Origin of the sequence: Paenibacillus sp. FSL R5-0923 (genome assembly GCF_038009145.1) — a bacterium.
Taxonomy (GTDB): Bacteria; Bacillota; Bacilli; order Paenibacillales; family Paenibacillaceae; genus Paenibacillus_AQ.
The window spans coordinates 2,620,909-2,641,808 of the sequence record NZ_JBBPAT010000001.1 but is presented as its reverse complement, the minus strand read 5'-3'; the positions used below and the strand labels follow the sequence as shown (position 1 = coordinate 2,641,808).

The 20,900-nt window shown below is 43.1% G+C and carries 14 protein-coding genes; 2 read left to right on the top strand and 12 right to left on the bottom strand.

Annotation, left to right across the window (positions count from 1 at the left end; translation table 11 throughout):
* Window positions 1-236: 236 nt before the first annotated feature.
* From adhE to MKX35_RS11640, 6 genes are all read right to left on the bottom strand, one after another.
* Complete coding sequence (gene adhE, locus MKX35_RS11665; RefSeq protein ID WP_042129885.1) at window positions 237-2,858, bottom strand: bifunctional acetaldehyde-CoA/alcohol dehydrogenase; 2,622 nt, start codon at window positions 2,856-2,858, stop codon at window positions 237-239.
* Window positions 2,859-3,259: 401 nt separating this feature from the next.
* Window positions 3,260-4,723, bottom strand: coding sequence for an ABC transporter substrate-binding protein (locus MKX35_RS11660; protein WP_076300846.1), 1,464 nt, complete (start codon window positions 4,721-4,723; stop codon window positions 3,260-3,262).
* A 132-nt stretch (window positions 4,724-4,855) separates the two neighbouring features.
* The gene (locus MKX35_RS11655; protein WP_042190530.1) at window positions 4,856-5,728 is read right to left on the bottom strand and encodes a carbohydrate ABC transporter permease; all 873 of its coding nucleotides are present in this window, start codon (window positions 5,726-5,728) and stop codon (window positions 4,856-4,858) included.
* 1 nt (window position 5,729) lies between these two features.
* Window positions 5,730-6,650, bottom strand: a complete 921-nt coding sequence (locus MKX35_RS11650; RefSeq protein WP_042129891.1) for a carbohydrate ABC transporter permease — start codon at window positions 6,648-6,650, stop codon at window positions 5,730-5,732.
* A gap of 117 nt (window positions 6,651-6,767) precedes the next feature.
* Complete coding sequence (locus MKX35_RS11645) at window positions 6,768-8,096, bottom strand: response regulator (RefSeq protein WP_076300845.1); 1,329 nt, start codon at window positions 8,094-8,096, stop codon at window positions 6,768-6,770.
* 19 nt (window positions 8,097-8,115) lie between these two features.
* The gene (locus MKX35_RS11640) at window positions 8,116-9,909 is read right to left on the bottom strand and encodes a cache domain-containing sensor histidine kinase (protein WP_076300844.1); all 1,794 of its coding nucleotides are present in this window, start codon (window positions 9,907-9,909) and stop codon (window positions 8,116-8,118) included.
* Window positions 9,910-10,226: 317 nt separating this feature from the next.
* Between MKX35_RS11640 and MKX35_RS11635 the strand changes: the two genes are divergently transcribed.
* Window positions 10,227-10,391 carry a hypothetical protein gene (locus tag MKX35_RS11635; protein ID WP_179085761.1) on the top strand — a complete coding sequence of 55 codons (165 nt, stop codon included), beginning with the start codon at window positions 10,227-10,229 and terminating at the stop codon, window positions 10,389-10,391.
* 73 nt (window positions 10,392-10,464) lie between these two features.
* Here MKX35_RS11635 and pgmB read toward each other — a convergent pair whose 3' ends face one another.
* The 3 genes from pgmB to MKX35_RS11620 are packed head-to-tail and all read right to left on the bottom strand — an operon-like array spanning window position 10,465 to window position 15,718.
* Window positions 10,465-11,100 (bottom strand): beta-phosphoglucomutase, encoded by a 636-nt coding sequence (gene pgmB / locus MKX35_RS11630; RefSeq protein WP_076300843.1) that lies wholly within the window; start codon window positions 11,098-11,100, stop codon window positions 10,465-10,467.
* A gap of 32 nt (window positions 11,101-11,132) precedes the next feature.
* Window positions 11,133-13,415 carry a glycosyl hydrolase family 65 protein gene (locus tag MKX35_RS11625; protein ID WP_076300842.1) on the bottom strand — a complete coding sequence of 761 codons (2,283 nt, stop codon included), beginning with the start codon at window positions 13,413-13,415 and terminating at the stop codon, window positions 11,133-11,135.
* Window positions 13,412-15,718, bottom strand: coding sequence for a glycoside hydrolase family 65 protein (locus tag MKX35_RS11620; protein WP_076300841.1), 2,307 nt, complete (start codon window positions 15,716-15,718; stop codon window positions 13,412-13,414). The genes MKX35_RS11625 and MKX35_RS11620 overlap by 4 nt, the downstream gene beginning before the upstream one ends.
* 418 nt (window positions 15,719-16,136) lie before the next feature.
* Between MKX35_RS11620 and MKX35_RS11615 the strand changes: the two genes are divergently transcribed.
* Window positions 16,137-16,862 (top strand): Crp/Fnr family transcriptional regulator, encoded by a 726-nt coding sequence (locus tag MKX35_RS11615; protein ID WP_042129903.1) that lies wholly within the window; start codon window positions 16,137-16,139, stop codon window positions 16,860-16,862.
* Window positions 16,863-17,138: 276 nt separating this feature from the next.
* On the opposite strand, the gene MKX35_RS11610 is transcribed toward MKX35_RS11615, so the two are convergent.
* From MKX35_RS11610 to nirB, 3 genes are read right to left on the bottom strand one after another with little or no spacing between them, the layout of a single operon-like run.
* On the bottom strand, window positions 17,139-17,930 hold the full coding sequence (locus tag MKX35_RS11610; RefSeq protein WP_076300840.1) for a formate/nitrite transporter family protein: 792 nt from the start codon (window positions 17,928-17,930) through the stop codon (window positions 17,139-17,141).
* 52 nt (window positions 17,931-17,982) lie between these two features.
* Window positions 17,983-18,303 carry a nitrite reductase (NAD(P)H) small subunit gene (locus tag MKX35_RS11605; protein WP_042190549.1) on the bottom strand — a complete coding sequence of 107 codons (321 nt, stop codon included), beginning with the start codon at window positions 18,301-18,303 and terminating at the stop codon, window positions 17,983-17,985.
* Between the two features lie 32 nt (window positions 18,304-18,335).
* Window positions 18,336-20,759, bottom strand: a complete 2,424-nt coding sequence (nirB, locus tag MKX35_RS11600) for a nitrite reductase large subunit NirB (RefSeq protein WP_076300839.1) — start codon at window positions 20,757-20,759, stop codon at window positions 18,336-18,338.
* Window positions 20,760-20,900: the final 141 nt, after the last annotated feature.

The following is a 20,900-nucleotide window of genomic DNA, read 5'->3' as shown; positions in this document are numbered from 1 at the left end:
TATATTTATTATATTTGTAGAGATCGCGGGCTTGAAGGTTGATCCCGTGTCTCGTGATCCCCAAAAGATGTGGTTGTTCCAAATTTCACAATCAACATTTCATATGTGGGACCGTTGTTTATATAAACATTCTAGTTTATTTTCTATAAAAACACTGTGACAAATATCACCTTTCGAGTGATATTTGTCACCTTTATCTAAGTCCACAACTATCCTATTCTCTATTTAACCATTTATTAATTATCAAATCTTCCGTAGAACGCATTACGGTATACATCAGCAAGCTCAGATACCAGTGGCAGCTTAGGATTGGCAGTTGTACATTGATCTTCAAACGCACGGTCAGCCAAGTAATCTACGCGGGATTCGAAGTCCTTAGGATCAAAGCCCAGTTGTTGGAACGATTCTTCGATGCCCAATTTTTTATTCATATCGCGAATAGCATTGATCAGGCTAGTTACACCTTCTTCAGTTGTGCGAGCTGGCAATCCCAGAATACGGGCAATTTCAGCATAACGCTCATCAGCTACGAAGTGCGAATATTTAGGGAACGAAGCGAACTTCGTAGGTTTTTTAGCATTGTAACGGATAACGTGTGGCATAAGGATCGCGTTAGTACGACCGTGAGCAGTGTGGTACTGTCCGCCCCATTTATGCGCCAAACTGTGGTTAATACCCAAGAATGCATTGGCAAAGGCCATACCAGCAAGTGTTGATGCGTTATGCATTTTCTCACGTGCTACTCTGTCGCCTTCCAGCGCCGATTTTTCAAGGTATTGGAATACAAGTTGGATCGCTTTAATAGCTAGACCATCAGTATAGTCACTCGCCATAACAGATACATAAGCTTCGATAGCATGTGTCAATACGTCCATACCTGTATCAGCAACTGCAGTTTTTGGCAAGCTGTATACGAACTCTGGATCAATGATAGCCACATCTGGAGTTAACTCGTAGTCAGCCAAAGGATATTTGGTGTGCTGTTCAGTTGTTTTATCGGTAATAACTGCGAAAGATGTTACTTCCGAACCTGTACCCGAAGTAGTTGGAATCGCTACAAACTTAGCTTTGTTACCAAGTTTAGGGAATTTGTACACCCGTTTACGGATATCCATGAATTTTTGTTTCAGACCATTAAAGTCTGCGTCTGGATGTTCATAGAATAACCACATTCCTTTTGCAGCATCCATTGGGGAGCCGCCGCCAAGTGCGATAATGCAGTCCGGTTGGAATCTGTTCATCATTGCAGTACCTTTTTCAACTGTAGTTGTCGATGGATCTGGTTCAACTTCAGAGAACACTTCGATAGCTACAGGAGTTTGACGTTGACGCAGGTAATGTTCAACTCTTTCAACATATCCAAGCTTAACCATCATTGGGTCAGTGATAATTGCGACACGTGTGATATCAGGCATTTTGGTCAGGTACTGAGTAGCGCCTTTTTCGAAATAGATCTTGTCAGGTACTTTAAACCATTGCATATTCACGGTACGACGATTCACCCTTTTCACGTTGATCAAATTGATTGCTGTAACGTTTTGCGACACGGAGTTACGACCATAAGATCCACAACCCAGAGTCAACGAAGGGATATTAGTGTTATAGATATCGCCGATCGCACCATGTGTGGAAGGCGAGTTAACGAGAATACGTCCTGTTTGCAGACGGTTAGAGAACTTCATGATTACTTCTTCGTTGTTGGAGTGGATAGCCGAGCTATGTCCCATACCACCAAATTCAACAATTTGAGCTGCGCGTTCGATACCTTGATCTGCATTTTTAACTTTGTAGCAAGCAAGAACCGGGCTTAATTTTTCAGCGGAAAGTGGATATTTAGTGCCTACACCTTCAAGTTCTGCTACCAGAATCTTTGTGCCGGCAGGGACTTGAATGCCACACATTTCAGCAATTTTCACTGCGGATTGACCTACGATTGCTGGGTTAACCGCACATTTATCTACATTCATTGCTCCACTAGTCAGTTTGGCAGCTTCTTCTTTATTCACAAAGTAGCAGCCATTAGCAATCATTTTCTTCTTCACTTGATCGAAGATTGGTTCTTCGATAATAACAGCTTGCTCGGAAGCACAGATCATACCATTATCAAATGTTTTAGAAAGAATGATGTCCGTTACGGCTTGATCAATATCCGCGCTCTTTTCAATGAAAGCAGGTACGTTACCAGGGCCTACGCCAAGTGCTGGTTTACCACAGCTGTAAGCTGCTTTTACCATTGCAGAACCACCAGTTGCCAAGATAAGAGCAACGTCTGGGTTGTTCATCAATGCGTTTGTCTTGTCCATTGTTGGCATTTCAATCCATTGGATACAGTTCTCAGGAGCGCCAGCTTTCACGGCAGCATCATGAAGAATTTTTGCAGCAGCTGCACTACACTCTTGCGCAGATGGGTGGAAACCGAATATAATAGGGTTCCGTGTCTTAATCGAAATCAACGCTTTAAACATCGTGGTGGATGTAGGGTTGGTTACCGGTGTGATACCCATAACAATTCCGACGGGTTCAGCAATTTTTTGGAAGCTATCATAAGCGTTGTCTTCAATAACGCCTACTGTTTTATCGTATTTAATTCCGTGCCAGATATATTCAGTTGAGAAGATGTTCTTCGTAATTTTGTCTTCGTATACGCCGCGTCCAGTTTCTTCTACGGCCAATTTTGCGAGGTACATATGTTTGTCGAGTCCAGCCAACGCCATTGCATGAACGATTGTGTCAACTTGCTCTTGGTCTAGCGCCATGAACGCCTCATGCGCTTTTTTTGCTTTATCCACTAAATTCTGAATATACTCTTCAGCGGTAACTTGTTTAACTTGGGCGGCGACTTCGTTCTTAACTGCCATCTCCCTCGTCCTCCTGTCAATTTTTAGTTGTTTTTCTCTACACATTTATCTTATCACATGATTTCCACCTTGTATAGTGAAATCTTTCACAAAGTATAAAGTTTTTTTGATTTGTTTTCAAAGCGCTTTCATTCGATCATATTATAGTCTTTTTACCATATTATGTGCTATAAAACCCTTTAAATCTTAGAATTATACTTTAATAAGCAAAATTTTAGTTCCTTTTTATTCCATATATCTAAAATCAGTGCACAAAAATGTATACTCTTCATCACAGTCAATTACGATTTTTCTACACCGTCATAATTTCCAATTGATTATCACTATTTCTTAAGATTTATAAATTTATAAATCTTCACAACAAAAAAACCGGCCCCAAAGGAGCCGGTTTTTGCATTAAACTATTCCGCTTTAATCGTATCAAAGAATTTCTCTTGCACTGTTTTAGCTGCTGCTTCTAACTGGCTCTTGGAATCCGTTCCTTTTTTGGAGAACAGCTCTTGAATAACATTGGACATGGTTGCGTAATAGTCCTGTGTGTTATATTGAGCTTCAGGTTTACCATCCAAAAGTCCCATAATGTCAGGGCTATATTGGTATACATTTGTGTACTTGTCATAAACCGCTTTGGTCTTCTTACCAAACTCAGAATCAGCTGAGTAGTAGTCTAAGAGCGGCGGGATAAAGTATTTGCCATCGGTTGTCCGTTGTTGAAGAATTGCATCCAGTGCTTCCAAACCTTTGTCAGAGAAATAATCAAAAGTAATGTAGCGGAATGCCATTTCTTGTTCATCTGGCGTAGCATTTGGATTGATTACTAGATAGTCACCACCAAGTACCCCTGTGTGCTTACCGCCTTTTTCCATAGCTGGCATAGGATACGTAAGCACATCCTCAGGTTTCAGTCCACCTTGGTTCAACGCTTGCTCGATAACGCCATCAGATCCGGCCATTACCATTGCTGTACGACTTTGTTGGAACGCACCTACAGCATCGCCCCAACCAAGTGCCCAGTCCTGAGGAATCGCGTTAGCTTCCCATCTAAGTTTCTTGTAGAAATCCAGTGCTTTAACGCCAGCATCGGAATTAAATGTAGCTATAACCTTACCGCCTTCAATCTTTTGAATCTCTCCGCCAGCTTCAAACAGGAAGTTGGTCCAGTTCCAACCTGATTCGTTCCCCTTACCCATTGGAGCAATACCGGAAATCCCTTTTTTGGCATCAGCTACACCTTTAGCCGTATTCAGCATATCATCCCAAGTCCAATCCATAGGTGGAATGGCTACGCCTTTTTCATCCAGCATTTTTTTGTTGATCATAGTGGTTGTTACATAACCTTTTTGTGTTACTCCGAAAACTTTGCCGTCGATAATAAATTGATTTTGAAGCACTGTGTTAATTTGATCTTTAAATTCATATTTGTTCCACAGATCTGTGATGTCAGCAACCCAGCCCTTTTCAACCAGGAATTTAGCTTCTGTAGCAAAAGTATTAAAGAAGGTTGGTGCTTCATTCGCAGCCATTTTAATTCCGATTTCACTTACATTGTACTGCCAGTCGTCTTTAACGATTTCTACGTTCGGATATACCTCTTGGAAACGTTTGATTTTGTCGTCTTCCTGTGCTCGTATTTCAGTCAAATCAGGTGTTGGATAGTGAATCTTGATCGTCACTTTTCTTTGAGTAATGTCATCCACTGGCGCATCTGTAGCGGTTGCTGTATTATCCGTTACCGCATTTGTTGGCGCAGCAGATGCTTCACCGCCTTTGTTCCCCGCTGTATTTCCGTTATTGTTGCCGCTGCAAGCAGATAGCAACGATCCGGCTACAAGTACGCTTAGTAGAACGCTAGAGTACTTACGCATTGAAACTCCCCTTTTCAATTCATAATTATCTTACATATCGATCATAAATTAGAAACCGTTTACAAACGAGGTGCATTTATATTCCTTTCATGTGCATGTTTACGATCCGTGGTTAAATTCGTCGATAATTGCTTATCCTTTCACTGCCGACAAAGCAACCCCACGCATAATGAATTTCTGGAAAATCAAGAAGACAATGATTGGAGGCAAGGATACTATAAACAGGATTGCAAATTTAATATTAGTATTGAGTGCCTTCACATTAATAACGTATTTATAAATGGCTGTCGCAAGCGTATATTTCTCTTCACTGTGCATAACCAGAGATGGCCAGAACCAGTCATTCCATGCGGTAGAAAAGATAAAGATCGCTAATGTAGCAAAAATCGGAATGGATAGTGGCACGGCAATGGAGAAAAAGCTTCTCGGCTCAGAGGCCCCATCAATTCGTGCTGCTTCAAAGATTTCTGGATGAATCCCGTCAAAAAAGTTCTTTAACAATAGAAAGTAGAACGTGTTCGCTCCCGCTGGCAACCAGAAAGCCGCATACTGATTCAGCAATCCGAGCTCTTTCAAATTGACAAAGTTCGGGATCATGTAACTGGTAGCCGGAATAAACAATGTCATCAGAAAGAAGAAGTAAATAGCTCTTTTGTAAGGAACATTCATACGAGAAATACTAAAAGCTGACATTCCCAAAACCACAAGAGTCACGACCATATTCCCTAAAAAGATATAAATGGTGTTTCTAAGGAACATGGGTAGATCAATGTAGTTCATCGCGTCTTTAAGGTTGCTGAAGTGCCATTCCTGAGGGAAAAAATGCGGCGGGAATGAATTCACTTCTTGATTCGACTTCAACCCGTTGAATAACGTCATACAAATCGGGTACAGCATGCTAAAAACCATAACCAAAATAACGACGCACATCAAACCATAAACGATCTTATTACTTGTTTTTTTCAAATCGTGTTCTGAAAGAATTCCTCTATCTGCGCTCTTCATCTTAGTAGTCCTCCTTGTTAAGCTTGAACTGTAAAATGCCCAAACCACCTAGGACAATGAACATTAACATGCCAAGCGCAGTAGCTGTTCCATAATCGAGTCTTGTAAATGCATATTTCACGATCAACAGCGCATAGGTAAGCGTAGTATTATTTGGACCGCCATCAAGCAGCGCCATCTGTGACTGATACCCTTGTGAAGTACCAATAATTTGCAGGATCAGCATCAAAAAGATTAAATTACGCAGTGAAGGCAATGTGATGTACTTTATACGTGCCCATATACCTGCTCCATCAATCTCAGCGGCTTCATACCAATCTCTTGGAATGCTGAGTACAGCAGCTAAGTATATTAGCATCCCTGATCCGAACTGCTGCCATGTTTCCATAAACACAAGGGAAATCATCGACCATCTTGTATCTGTTAAGAAGGCAACCTGATCCACACCCATTGTGCCTAGTAACGCATTAATCGGGCCCACCGGATCATAAAGCCATCTCCACAGTCCATAGAGAACCACACCAGGCATTACGAAAGGAAGGTAAGCCGCTACACGTACAAAGCCCCCAAACTTTCTCAGCTCCGAGATCATGATGGCAAAAGCAATCGGAACCCAAAAACCGATAATAAGACATAGAAACATGTAATACCCAGTGTTCTTTAATGCGGTCAAAACATCTGGATCACTAAGTGCTCTACTGTAGTTCTCAAAGCCTACAAAGCTATTACCTTTCACAAAATCAACATGGTAAAAGCTGTACAGTAAGCCTTTAAAAATTGGAACCCACAAGAACATAATAAAAATAATTACGGCAGGTACGAGGAACATATATCCCCAAAAGTTTTTCTTCCAGCGGTTTTGCTTGTACGGTGTCCCCTTCAGCGTCGCCGGGTTTTCGGTTACTACTGCGGTTTGATTCATCAGGCTCCCTCATTCCATTGTTCTATCAGCATTTTTCGCAAAATGCTTCCTACCTTAAATTGTAGGAAATGAGGGTTGTACTGAACATGTCTATATCTACCGAAGTCATGAGTGTTTTTACTTCTTCAATTCACTGGGGCTAATCCCATAATATTTTTTGAAAATTTTACTAAAATGCTCGGGTGATTCATAACCCACACGTTCCGCAATTTCGTATCTGCGAAGATCGGTATTCAAAATCATCTCCCGACTTTCTTCCATCCGGAGCTTAATTACATATTCCCACAGGTTATAACCTGTATTTTTCTTAAATAGGTAGCTCAAATAATTGGGGCTAACATGATTCTTTTTAGCCACATCGTGAATAGTAAGTCCTTTTTGAGCATAGTTCTCGTCAATATATTCTTTTGCTTTTTGTACGATCAGATTGCTATGCGTATGAAGTTCTTCTACAGAAGGATCACTCGTGTAACTGTTCCAGTTGAAATCCCCATAATAGAACACGTAATGGTCACTATGCTCATTATTCCAAAGAATTGCATTAGAGGCCTGACGGTTCAACACGGCCATAAACGAAAGCCCCTTTAAAATCTGGCTAATGCCAATGACTACGTTCAGATGTAAATATTTATGGATATTAAAATGTAGACTACGACCAAGTATATCTAGCCTGTTGATTTGGCCGGCAGAAGAATCTTCATAGCTTTTTTCATCCCATTGAATAATGATCGTAATTTCTCCATCCGGCGCATAAAAGGCTATCGAGTTCCATTCCTGATCCATTAATTCTTTGGCAATGTTCAGCGCAGCATAACAAAGAAGCCGTCTGTCCCGCATAGTATACTGCTTCTCCTGATTCACTCCAGACAGTGGCACCTTAAGTTTTAAGACGGAAAAATACGGCCCTTGTAGCTTCAGGTTATCCAGCTTCAGGAGGTTATCTCCCTCAGCTAGTACAACTCCAGGGTCAATGAGCAATTCGTTCAAGAGCTTGCTATATTCCGGCAACGGCTCTTCCAGTCGAAAGCTTTCGTTAATTCCAGACATGAAGACATCTAGTTCTGGTGAGGGCTTCCCCATCTTAAGGAGCACATTTCGAACCGAATCCAAAAACTGCTCACTATTCAAAGGCTTGATTAAATAGTCCTTTGCCCCGAGCCTAACAGCCATTTGAGCATATTGAAACGTCTCATGAGCAGAAATTACGATGGTCTGTACCCATGGTTTGGCTAGTTTGGCATGCTGCATCAGATCAATTCCACTCATCGCACCCATCTGTATGTCCGTAACGAGCAGATCAATTTCCTCCATACGGATACAGTCTAGTGCTTCAAATCCGCTATTAGCTGTATAGATATTAGAAATATCCAGCCCGGATGAAGCTAATAAATTGCTCAATCCTTTACAAATCAATGGTTCGTCATCCACAACCAATATATTGAACATATCTGCATGCTCCCCTTCCTTAGTCCTGATTCTCCGATTTCGGAAGCTTAACTGTTACTAGCGTTCCGCCTTCTGTACGAGGGGTATAGCTGATGCCATAATCAGAGCCAAAATGTAAATGAATACGCTGGTTAATATTGCGGATACCATAACCGCTAGTGGGATTGGGGCTTTCATCATTCAATACAGCTTCTATGGCTTCATAGTCAACAGACTTATAGCCGTTATCTTCAATAGAGATCCTAACGGTTTCATCCTCACATACTGCAGTGATGGTGATCTCACCATCCTCGCCCATATTTTTAACCCCATGAATAATAGCATTTTCTATTAATGGCTGCAGCGTGATTTTTGGAATTAGGTTGCTTTTCGTATCCGGGTGAATATTCATCACAACTTGAAATACATAATCATAACGGTGCTGCTGTAGCTTGATATAGGCCGTTGCATGCTCCAGCTCTTCTTCAAGGCTGATCAGCTCCCTTCCCCGACTAAGACTGATCTTCATTAGTTTGGACAATTCCTTGATCATCTCGGCGGATTCGACATTTCCTTCTAAAGAGCTTTTCCAATAAATGCTCTCTAGGGTGTTGTAAAGCAAATGAGGGTTGATTTGTTGATATAGAAGTTGAAGCTGGGATTCCTTCTGTTTAAGCTCCATCTGATATTTGTATGTGATTAATCCGTTCAGCCTTCGGGCCATATCATAGGTAGAAGCAATCAGCACACTGACCTCATCGTTACTCCCCCTCCGTGGTGTCTCTGGAACTCGATTACCCGGCTCGTATTTTCGCACGAAAAAAGCCAGCTTTTGCAAAGGTGTCATTAATGAACGCCAGAAGTACGTAATCATAATTAGTCCAAATACTGCATAAGCCACGGTGATGTATTGAATAACACTTTTCATTTCGTTCTGTTGCTGCAGTAGCGCCTTCACCGGAACTTTGTAGACCAGTTTTTGTCCAAGCGCATGGTTATTGTTAACCACATAGATAAAATCGGAGGTAATCACATCCACTGTACCTTCCAGATCCTCGGCAACAACCGTCTCCGGCAACGCAATTACTTCTCCAGTATTATTCGTAGTAGAGGCGAGAACACGGTTGTTTAAGTCTGTTAAGTAAATTTCGCCGTCAGGCAAAGAGATCGATTTGAGAGATTCTCCAATTTTAGAGTCCATTTTGGTGATGACTAAAACCCCTATAGTCTCCGCTTTTCTGGAAATGTTGTTTACAGCTCTCATGTAAGTAAGTGTCTTTAAATTCTCCGCTTGAGCGCTTAGCCTCTCCGTGAACTTCAGTGAGCCGCGTCCTTTCTTCTGAACAACCTCCTCAAACCAGTAAGGCTCTTCGGCTTTAGAAAAGAAATAAACTCCCGCCTTCTTAACCTGTGGAAAATTGGGAGCAAAAAAGTAATAATCATTCGGATCGTATATATAAAGGGAGTAATAGATGCCATCACCACGTTCAGCCCCCTGAGAGTAACTGACCAACAGCTTCTCTATTGTCTCATATCGTTTGACCCGCTCCAGTATGGTATCCGAGCCAGTCATATTCATTTGCTGAATCAGAGGATTTTGAATCACGGTGGTAGTGATTTTATTTACTGTATCGATATCCCGATTAATGATCGTAAAGTTCTGCTTGTTCAATTCCACATATGCATTCGTAACATGGCGCTTCAGTATTTGCTCCGCCTTCAAATTCCCAAATATGTTCAAAAAGAAAATAGGAGATATCATAATCAGGAATAGTAGGATGAGCTGCTGCTTGACGCTCAGCTTTCGAATCAATCTAATCAGCCTAGACAACACTATAATCACACCTCCGGGTTAAATAACTATATCAAAGGGATAAACGCTTACATATGTTCATTTTAAAGTTTTTTATGGTCATTTGTATGTAGTTTTTTTCTGTTGTACGGATTATAAGAGCATGTGATATAGACGTCACTGCGTGGAGCGTTTGGGCTTACGATCGCTGTTATCCTCAGATTTCCTGATTTTATACCGCTTGGCGGTAGAAATCCGAGGATAAAGGCGACCACTTCGTTTCTCCAGCTCCAAACCTCCACTCCGCAACTCCATCACCGGAATTCCTAAAAACCGAAAACAGAAAAAAGGGAGGGAGAGTGAAGGCCACTGCGTGGGGCTATGAGAGGTATTATTCGCCTCTGTTTTACACTGTTGTGGGCTTCACATTTGTTGAGCCTTTGGATGAGCGATTGGATTACCCAATGAGCGACATTACTACTTGGTGTGCGCAGTTGTACTTGATAGCTGAATACACAGCGTGAGCACAGGAATTTAAAGCAAAAAAAAACGACCCCACAGTAGCATCAGCTACTTTGGAGTCGGTCCCCTTTTTATTTAACTCAACAACTCATACAATCCTTTTACAACCATATCGGCTTCCTTCAGCACTTCCGGCTTACCTATGCCTACGACCTTCATACCTGCAGCCTTACCTGCTTGAACGCCCGCTTCCGCATCCTCAAACACGACACATTCGTCCGGCTGTAAGCCTAGCTCCTGACCAGCGATCAAGAATACCTCCGGGTCCGGTTTGGCAAGTGACACTTTGTTACCGTCAACTACGGCATCGAACAGATCCGTAATGTTCAGCTTATTCAAAATAAACTCTGCATTCTTACTAGCTGAACCTAACGCAATTCCAATCCCGCGCGTTCTCAGTCCAGTTAAGTATTCTTTGACCCCAGGAAGCAGTTCCGACTCCTCAAGCTTAGAGATGTACTCTACATATAGGCGATTCTTCTTCTCCGCCATCGCAAGCTTCTCCGCTTCTTCAAATTGTAGGCCACCAACTTCCAGAAGAATATCGAGCGATCTCATCCGGCTCACGCCCTTAAGACGTTCGTTATCCTCCTCTGTAAATGTAAAGCCTAGCTCGTCAGCAAGACTCGCCCAAGCCAAATAATGATATTTGGCCGTATCTACGATAACGCCGTCCAGATCGAAAATGGCACCCTTCATATTTTGCAACATGGATTTACTTCCTCTCCGTTGTTAGTTAATGTCTATACTGTTGTTTCGGCCAAGGTTAGCCGCAAGCTCTCACCTGCACCACAGGGCTTTCCTTCTCGCCCTTGTACCGAGAACACAAGAGTCCCGCTGTAGTCGGCTGCTGTGATAACTGTAACTTCATCCTTGCTGATCCGCAGCTTAAAGGTATTCCCCCGAAGCGTAACCGGAAGCTCAACAGACTGCCAATGTTTAGGCAGTGAAGGTTTGATATGGACTGTTCCCCCATCATAATCCAACCCTGCAAAACCAAGCACCGCAGCCATCCAAGCACCACCGTTAGCGGCTGGGTGGGTACCACCGATATAAAGATCGCCTACGTACTGCTTAGATTCTCCCGTGAGATCAACAGTAGCCGTGCGCATAAAATATGGATATCCCCAATCCGGCGAACCAATATCGGCCGCTACCAAAGCGTAGATACAAGGACTAAGACTTGACCCATGCTCGGTGCGCGGTTCGTAGAATTCCCAGTTCGCTTGTTTCACTTCCTTGGTGAAGGAATGTTTGAATAGATTTAACATCAATACGACATCCGCTTGCTTCAGTATTGTTGTGGTTGTGGCTAATCCATTACCGCCACCCAAATACTCATTTTTGTTAAGTACACGGGATTTCAAATCTGGCAGCCTAACATCTTCTAAGGTGAAGTAACGGTCGAATTGTTCGATGACAAGACTGGCAGGGTCTGGCTGCGGAACATAGAAGCTATCCAGCATAGCTTTGAACTCCGTCAGAAACGGACCTTCACTAAACTCTGTAGAGAGTTGATTGTACACTTCCGGATACTTATCTTGCAGCAATTCTGCTGTGCGCAAGGCAATCTCCAGTGTCTCCTTAACCAGAGCATTCGTAAAAGCATTATTGTTCACACGCTCATGATATTCGTCTGGACCTGTTACATCTAGAATCTCGAAGCGTTCTTTTACTGAATTATAGTAAGCATAAGAGTAGAAGAACCGGGCACATTCCCAGATCACTTCCGCCCCTCCGCTAGTCAGCAGACTCTCGTCACCTGTAAATTGAACGTATTTCCAGATCCCATGTACAACATCCCCACTGATATGAACCTGCTTATCACGGAAATAAGTCCGCATTGGTCGACCGGTAAATACATCATTCACATTAAACAGTGTACAAGCATCGTCTCCTGTATCCTGACTTTCCCAAGCATAGAATGCTCCCAAAAAACCATATTCCGCGGCTTTCCGGCGAGCTCCGTCCAAGGTATGAATCCGGTACATCATCAGGTTGCGAGCAACCGTTGGATCAGTATGCAGGAAGAAAGGCAGCATAAACATCTCCGTATCCCAGAATACGGCCCCTTTATAGACCTGACCCGATAAACCTCGAGCCGGGATAGAAACCTTTTCCGAAACTGTAGGTGCAATAATTAACAGCTGATAAATACTGTATCTTAGAGCAAACTGGGCATCCTCATCGCCTTCGATAATGACATCGCTAAGCGACCATCTTTCTTCCCATTGCTGGCGATGAGCCTTTAATAACTCGTCATAATCGAGCGCTTCAGCAGCTAGGACAGACTTTACTGCTTCTGACTCCGGCACACTAACATCAAGTCCAGTATATACCGCAACGTACTTAAACCATTCATAGGTCTCACCCGCACGCGCTTCAAAAGAAATCCGGCGAATACTAGCGCCCTCATCCAGTTGCTGATCTCCGAAATTAAATACGGCTCTCTCCGCCACAACTACCGGAATGTTCAATTCTCCACTAGTGGAGGAAGAGACTAGTACCTCACCCTGTGACTTTACTTTTTGACCATAGAGGTGGGGACCATTGATATCCCATACATCTACGTCAATCCCGGTCTCAATCACAATTTGGCAGTCCTGTGTACTATGGATAGAGTATTTACTAACGAGCAGGTGAAGATTGTCCTGGCTTACGAAACGATCTGCTGTAAATGTCAACATCCCACCATCAGATAGACTATAGCCAGTGCTCCGATGATGAATGGCACTACGAATATTCAGCTCCTGAACATGAGAGCTCGGTTCACGCTCTAGCACACTTAAAGGTTGACCGTTGCAGACAATCTTGGCCCATAATCCATTTGGAGCATTGACAGGTTCTCTCCACTTATCTCCCGCTTTGTCATATAGACCAGCTAAAGTTACGGCAACTAACTCAGTTTTACCGAATTCCTCAAGAGTCCCGCGATACCCCATATAGCCATTGCCTAACATATATTTGTTCCCGTTCGTCGTCACAAGTTGCTTGTCAAAACAGCTATCCCTAACCGCCCAGCTCATCGAGCCAACATCCCTTCACCTAGCGGAAGCGTCGTCCCGGATGCGTCCACCGTAATTGACTGACCATACACTGTAATATCAGTGCTCCCCCCATTAATTGCGGTGAGCGTTACTGAAGTCTTGTTGACCAAAATACGTAGTAATACCCCTTCATACATCACTTGGAAGCTATACTCGTTCCAGCGCTCCGGCAATGAAGGCTGGAAGGACAAACGATCCCCATCTGAACGCATACCTCCAAAGCCATACACAATATTCATCCAAGCGGCTGCAATCGAAGTCGTGTGCAATCCTTCGCGTGTGTTACGGTTGTAATTGTCTAAATCCAGTCTTGTCGCAAATTCAAAGAACGAATAGGCTTCTTCTGGCTTGCCGATTTCGCTTGCCAGTATCGAATGGATCGAAGGTGAAAGTGAAGACTCATGAATACATCTAGACTCGTAATATTCATAGTTAGCCAGCTTCGCTTCTTTAGAGAATTGTCCATTATATAAGAACATAAACATGAGAACATCCGGTTGCTTAATCATGTCATAACGGTACAATCGATCATACGACCAGTTCGAGTAGAGCGGAAATTCTGTTACAGGAATGGAATGAATATCAATATGTGGCATATCGAAGAATCCATCATGCTCCTCAAATACTCCTGTCACTTCGTCAACCGGAATCTTCATATTGTCTGCTTTATTTTTCCAATCGCTAAGCTCTTCGTCACGGAGTCCCGTCTTTTCCGCAACCATTGCAAAAGCCTCTGGTGCCTGTTCTTTCATTTCACTCAGGGTGTCTAAGGTGTATTCAAATGATTTTTGGGCCATCAAATTAATATAGCAGTTATTATTCACCATCAATTGGAACTCATCAGGACCCATTACGCCAAAATATCCATATTCCCCACTCTGTTGACCCCATTGACCGCGTGTAGCATAGAATCTACTGATCTGGATCAGCATTTCAGCGCCTTTACTGTGCAAGAATTCTTTATCCCCAGTATTTTTGACATAATGCCAGATACCATAGGAAATAGCAGTCCCTACATGAAGCTGAAGATTCGAATGCTGCCAGAGATCACAGCTTTCTGTTCCGTCTATTGTAGCAATAGGGTAGCAAGCGCCATCGCAATCAACATCTTTAGCACGTTGCATAGCCTGAGGTAATGTCTTATATCTAAAGTCCAGCAGGCTCCGTGCAGCCTTAGGATTATTAAACATATAGAATGGTAAGCAATACGACTCTGTATCCCAGAACGCCAAACCACGATACACTTCTCCAGTCAATCCTTTAGCGCCGATGTTGAACCCTGGATGATCACCATGATAAGTCTGATAAAGCTGGAAAATGCAAAAACGAATGCCCTGCTGATTCTCAGGATCGCCCTCAATCCGAATATCACTTGTCTCCCAGATACCATTCCAATATGCCGTCTGATCCGCGAATATTTGAGTATCGCTCAGTTGGCTTGCACTTTCAGCAAGAGCTAGCCCTTTGCTCCACAGCTCTTCAGCTGTATGGGCAGATTCACTATCCGAACAGTTGATAACCAGCTTTGTAAAATGGGTCGCTTCTCCCTGAGCAAGATCCATAGTAAAGCTTTGTCCAATAAATTTATCATGTTCAACTCGCGTAAGCTGAAGCGGCTGTGAAGATTGTAACGAAAAGCTAGAGAATAGCTTGTTAGCTGTATTCACTGTTCTCGCCATAATAGCTGTGGTAGATCCTTGTTCTCCACTGCGGAGACTACTCCACATACAGTCGCCGCGTTCCTCATGAATAATGCTGAAATCAAGACCTGCACAAATGTCCACGCTGCCCGAGAAATTAAGGGGCTCAAATTCCACCCGCTGTAGTCCCAGATGAGACATCGTCATACTTACCAAGCGTGTAAAGACAACTTTTAAGATTTTTCCATCATCTAGGTGCCAGATTAGCTCCCGCCGATAAGTCCCACTACGAAGATCCAGTTTGCGCACATAATCCGATATTTTACTTTTTGCCAGATCAAGCTGTTCACCATTCACAGTGATCCGTGTATACAGCCAGTCCACCGCATTTACCATATATCTCAGCGAGCGAATAATCCCCTTATAATGATTGCCAATGTCCAATTGTTCATTTAGCCCGTTGAAATAACTGCCTTGCAGGGAATCCCCAGAGTAACCTTCCTCAGCATACCCCCGCACACCCATATACTCATTTCCCAGTGAAAAAATAGATTCCGAGGTCCGATTTCGTTCTGGATCAAAGCCCTCTTCAATAATTGCCCAAGGATCTACCTTAAGATATTTGTCCGCCACTTTAGCCATGTATGATTTCCCCTTCTCCTGGTTTTTGCTCCATTCTCAGGATATCGTTCCATACCCGTTGCGCCAATGTCTGACCTTAATGAAGATGTGTGCATTTATACGGAGTTGAAATCGAACGGATTTCTATATCATGAATTTTTGCAGTATAATATGTAGAATCTAATAAGAACAAAAAAAACAGCAACAGACCCATTATTTGAGAATAATGGATTGCCACTGCTGATATATAAAGAACATATACTTCTTACTCCTTTTTAGTTAAAAATCATATTACATCTAGCACTTTTGAAGTGAAAATAATCACAATGTTGAAAATTCGACACTTTTAAATGGTTTTTCTTAACCAAATCGAAGATTTTAGAGGTATAATTAATTTAAAATTTACTGAAAAACTGAGGGAATAAAGGGGATGTCGATTATGCTAAAAGAACATTACAATGTCATCGAAGCCCACGGAAATACAAACTGTTTCTCCGAACAGAATTTCAACAGACTTCTTGTTACTATGAAAGAACGCGTTGTTCCAGAGGGTTCACATCTTTTCTGGGAAGGCGACTACTCGGATAAATTGTTTTATATCAAACGTGGACGTGTGAAATTAACTAAATCAACGGATGAAGGTAAAGAACTTATTCTTTATATGTACCAAGCCGGCGATATGGTAGGTCAAGCGGACCCATTCTTCAGCACCAAGCACAGCTTTACTGCAGAAGTGATTGAAGAAAGTGAAGTTGGCGTTATCGAGCAAAAGGATTTAGAAATTCTCATTTGCCAACATTGTGATTTTGCCATCGACTTTATGAAATGGATGGGCATTCATCACCGTCTAACTCAAACGAAATTCCGTGATCTGATGATGTATGGCAAACCAGGCGCACTTTGCTCCACTCTCATTCGACTTGGTAATACTTATGGTGAGAAGAGCAGCGATGGTGAGAACATCCTCATCAACAAAAAAATTACGCATACAGATCTGTCCAACATGATCGGTGCCACTCGTGAGAGTGTAAACCGGATGCTGAGTGACTTGCGTAAAAAAGACGCGGTTGAGTACGAGAACGGTATGATTGTCATCAAGGATCTTGGCATGCTGCAGGAAATTTGCCACTGCGAAATGTGTCCAAACGAGATCTGCCGAATTTAATTCCATTATAATGTACCCTCTATTCTCCTCAATGAAACATACATGACCCAATTATTCTGCACATTATAAAATAGAGTGGTCAAAGGCGCCTAACATAGGCGTCTTTTTTTATCCCACAAGACAAGCAAAAACGCCTTCGGCGTCCCTAATGGACGGTAAGCGTTTATGCGAGAGCGAGAAATATAAGGATAATTTATAGCGTGAAACTTATACTTTCTTATATTTAGAAAAAGAGCTGAACCCGAAATTGGGTCAGCCCTATAACTATATATACTCTTACCGCTTGGTCTGAGTACCACGCACGGGAGAGATCATCCAGTAGGCCATACCGACGAATACGCCACCGCCAATTATATTTCCTAAGGTAACAGGAATCATATTGTGGATCCATCCGGCAATTGTAACGGTGTCAGGGTGATTCGGGAGCAACACAGCAACACTCAGCAGCGTCATATTAGCCACACTGTGCTCATATCCACTCGCAATAAAGGCAAATAAACACCACCAGATTAGAACCAGCTTGGCAGTTTCACTTTTGGCGCGTGAGGCCATCCATAGCGCTAGACAGACCAGCCAGTTACATAGAATTCCACGGAAAAATAGCTCCGAAAACGGAAGACTCATTTTCTTGGCTGCAGCTGCAAAGATCAGATGCTCTGGGGGAGCCGCACTGAATAATCCAGTTCCTCGGATCAAAAGTGCTAAAATCACTGCCCCTACCACATTTCCTACGAACACAAGTACCCAGTTCTTGACGGTATCCCAGATACTTGTTCTACCAGCTAGTGTACTAACCGTAAAGAACATATTATTTCCGGTAAACAGCTCTGAGCCTGCAAACACAACAAGAGTCAAGGCAATACCGAAGGATGCACCCATAATGAGGGGTTGGAAAGGCGATTTGGCAGCCGCTAGAGGCGCTCCCAGCGAAAAAATAAGGATAATCCCAATGCCTACATATGCTCCTGCCAAAAGGGCTGCTAGAAAATATCTTGGTAAACTTTCATTCATTTGGTCTCGCTTGCTGACTGCCGCCTCGACAATGTTTTCCACACTTTGAGTAAACATAGTACTCCACCCCACCGTTTTCTATTTCATCCTTTACTACAAGCTTCGGTGTCTACAAGCTCACTGTCACAATGTCTCCGACAAGAGAGACTGGATAAGTCATAACGATACCTTGATCCGGTGCCTGAACTTCACCCGTGCGAAGATCTATTTTCCAATCATACAGTGGATCGTAAAGAAAGTGACCCGAAACGATCCCTTCCGCAAGCGGCCCCCCTTTTGGATGAGGGCTCCGATTCTCAAGTGCATAGATCGCTCCGTCAGAGGTACGAAATACAGCCAGCTCCACATTTCCAGCAATCACCACACGGCCAATCTGCAGCAGGAAATCCTGTACTGATCCTATTGGATACGTTTGTGTTGTCTTATTCATTGGTCTCTCCCCTTCTGTGTGCGTTATATCCGCTAGACTCTTGTTTCTTCAAAAAGCGCAGCACGAGTGCTGCTGTCATTGAGCATTTTTTTCCAAGGATCCGTAACCTGAGTCAGAGCAAAGTCAATCCGTGCGGCCAGCTCTTTGCGGTTATCTTCATTATTCAAAATAACCATTTGAATCCGCTCAAGTCCCATACGCTCAACCCACTCGGAAGTTCTCTCCAAATAATTGCCGGTCTCACGGTAATATTGCATCACTGCGGAGCACACTTCGATCAACTCTTCATCGGTCTTAATTTTGCAGAAGGAGTCTGCGATCCGTGGCTTGATCCCACCGTTACCACCGATAAACACTTCCCAACCACCATCATTTCCAACGATGCCAATATCCTTCGTGCAGGATTCCGCACAGTTACGTGGACAGCCGTTGACAGCTATTTTAAACTTGGCAGGAAAATCAAGACGTTCATACTTACGTTCTATGAGCGCGCCCATTCCCAGCGAATCTTGTGTGCCAAAGCGGCAGAACTGGGAGCCCACACAAGTCTTAACCGTACGCAGGGATTTGGCATAACCGTAGCCTGAAGGCATATCCAGCTCTTCCCATACCTTAGGCAAATCTTCTTTCTTCACACCAATTAGATCCAGGCGTTGCCCTCCAGTTACCTTCACAACTTTCACGTCATATTTAAGGGAGACGTCGGCGATTTTCTTCAAATCCTCCGGCGTAGTTACCCCACCATACATGCGTGGTATCACGGTGTAGGTTCCATCTTTTTGAATATTGGCACCCATTCTTTCATTTACAAATCGGGATTCTTTCTCATCTTGATGGGTATCAGGGTTCATCATCCCTAGATAATAGTTAATCGCCGGACGACACTTGGAGCAGCCTTCCTCTTGTTTCCAACCGAGTACATTCATGACCTCTTTTGTTGTTTTAAGACCTTTAGCTGTAATTTCAGCAACAATTTCATCACGGCTAAGCGTTGTGCACCCACAAATACCTTGCTTAGCAGCTTGCTGGAAACTGTCACCTAAGACAAATTGCAGGATTTGTTCTACTACGGGTTTACAACCACCACAAGAGCGAGTAGCGCCAGTGCATGCTTTGATCTCATCCACAGTAGTAAAACCATGTTCAGTAACAGCATCTACGATCGCTTTTTTAGTTACACCATTACAGCCGCAGACAATTTCTTCGTCCGCCATAGCTTCTACGGATGTGCTCTTCTTAGCTCCGCCACCGCAGCAGCCCGTTCCCATAACCTCCGTATAAATCTCATCGGTCATTACTGCGCCTTGTTTTACTAGCTTTTGCAGATTCGCGGACTCCGTTACATCACCGAACAAAACCGCACCGACAATCACATTATTTTTGAGCAAAATTTTCTTATAAGTTTTCTTCCATTCATCTTTGCTTGAGATCACAGTGTGTTCAGGACAATCCAAAAACTCACCTGCAGAAAATACATCCACCCCAGATATTTTAAGCTTCGTGGAAACAATCGAACCTTCATAAGGCTTGGTATCGCTACCACATAAATGTTTAGCTAGAACCATGCCTTGTTCAAATAGTGGAGCCACCAGTCCGTAACACATACCGCGATGCTCAGCACATTCGCCGATGGAATATATATTCTGCATGGAAGTTTGCAAATAATCATCCACCACGATCCCACGATTTACGGAGATTCCGCTATCTTTTGCCAATGTCACGTTCGGTTTGATTCCAACAGCCATTACCACAAAATCTGCAGCAAGCGTACTGCCATCACTAAAACGCAATCCACTTACTCTCTGTTCCCCGCTCAATTCTACCGTTTGTTTGCCCATAGCAAATTTCACGCCTTGACGCTCCAGCTCAGCTTGCAGCATCGAGGAGGCATTCCGATCAAGCTGACGCTCCATCAGATCTTCCATCAAATGAACTACGGTAACATCCATACCAAGGTTCACAAGACCTTTTGCCGCTTCCAACCCAAGCAAACCCCCGCCGATGACAGCCGCTTTGCTGTATTGTTTGGCCGCTGCCAGCATCGCATCACAGTCTGAAATGTCTCGGAATCCTACAACGCCCTCTTTATCACTGCCAGGTACAGGTAAAATAAACGAATTCGAGCCTGTCGCAATAATTACCTTGTCGTAGGGGACTATCATCCCACTATCCGTAACAACTTGCTTAGAGCCTTCATCAATTCGTGTGACCGTTGTTCCCGTGTGTAGAGTTATATTATTGTCTTCATACCAATTCCAGTCGTTTAGGATGATATCATTAAGGGTCTTACTTCCTTCAAGAACATAAGACAACATGATCCGATTGTAATTGGGGTGAGGTTCACTTCCAAAAACCGTGATGTCATAAGCTCCACCCAGCTTCAAAATCTGCTCTATCGTACCTATGCCTGCCATACCGTTGCCGACTAATACTAATTTTTCTCTCTTCTCTGCCATGGTTAGGTGCCTCCTCAAGCTTAAGGTTTCTTGATTAATTTCGCGTCAATTACTCTTCTTCATATTGGAATTATACGGTTCGAATTCAAGTAGACATTGTGATTGCAGTCACATTAATTGTGAATATTTTCACAGTTTACT

What these genes read in the sequence shown, in the direction of transcription:
- adhE (WP_042129885.1), bottom strand. Translation starts at nt 2,858, where the DNA reads ATGGCAGTTAAGAACGAAGTCGCCGCCCAAGTTAAACAAGTTACCGCT.
- MKX35_RS11660 (WP_076300846.1), bottom strand. Translation starts at nt 4,723, where the DNA reads ATGCGTAAGTACTCTAGCGTTCTACTAAGCGTACTTGTAGCCGGATCG.
- MKX35_RS11655 (WP_042190530.1), bottom strand. Translation starts at nt 5,728, where the DNA reads ATGAAGAGCGCAGATAGAGGAATTCTTTCAGAACACGATTTGAAAAAA.
- MKX35_RS11650 (WP_042129891.1), bottom strand. Translation starts at nt 6,650, where the DNA reads ATGAATCAAACCGCAGTAGTAACCGAAAACCCGGCGACGCTGAAGGGG.
- MKX35_RS11645 (WP_076300845.1), bottom strand. Translation starts at nt 8,096, where the DNA reads ATGTTCAATATATTGGTTGTGGATGACGAACCATTGATTTGTAAAGGA.
- pgmB (WP_076300843.1), bottom strand. Translation starts at nt 11,100, where the DNA reads ATGTTGCAAAATATGAAGGGTGCCATTTTCGATCTGGACGGCGTTATC.
- MKX35_RS11625 (WP_076300842.1), bottom strand. Translation starts at nt 13,415, where the DNA reads ATGAGCTGGGCGGTTAGGGATAGCTGTTTTGACAAGCAACTTGTGACG.
- MKX35_RS11620 (WP_076300841.1), bottom strand. Translation starts at nt 15,718, where the DNA reads ATGGCTAAAGTGGCGGACAAATATCTTAAGGTAGATCCTTGGGCAATT.
- MKX35_RS11615 (WP_042129903.1), top strand. Translation starts at nt 16,137, where the DNA reads ATGCTAAAAGAACATTACAATGTCATCGAAGCCCACGGAAATACAAAC.
- MKX35_RS11610 (WP_076300840.1), bottom strand. Translation starts at nt 17,930, where the DNA reads ATGTTTACTCAAAGTGTGGAAAACATTGTCGAGGCGGCAGTCAGCAAG.
- MKX35_RS11605 (WP_042190549.1), bottom strand. Translation starts at nt 18,303, where the DNA reads ATGAATAAGACAACACAAACGTATCCAATAGGATCAGTACAGGATTTC.
- nirB (WP_076300839.1), bottom strand. Translation starts at nt 20,759, where the DNA reads ATGGCAGAGAAGAGAGAAAAATTAGTATTAGTCGGCAACGGTATGGCA.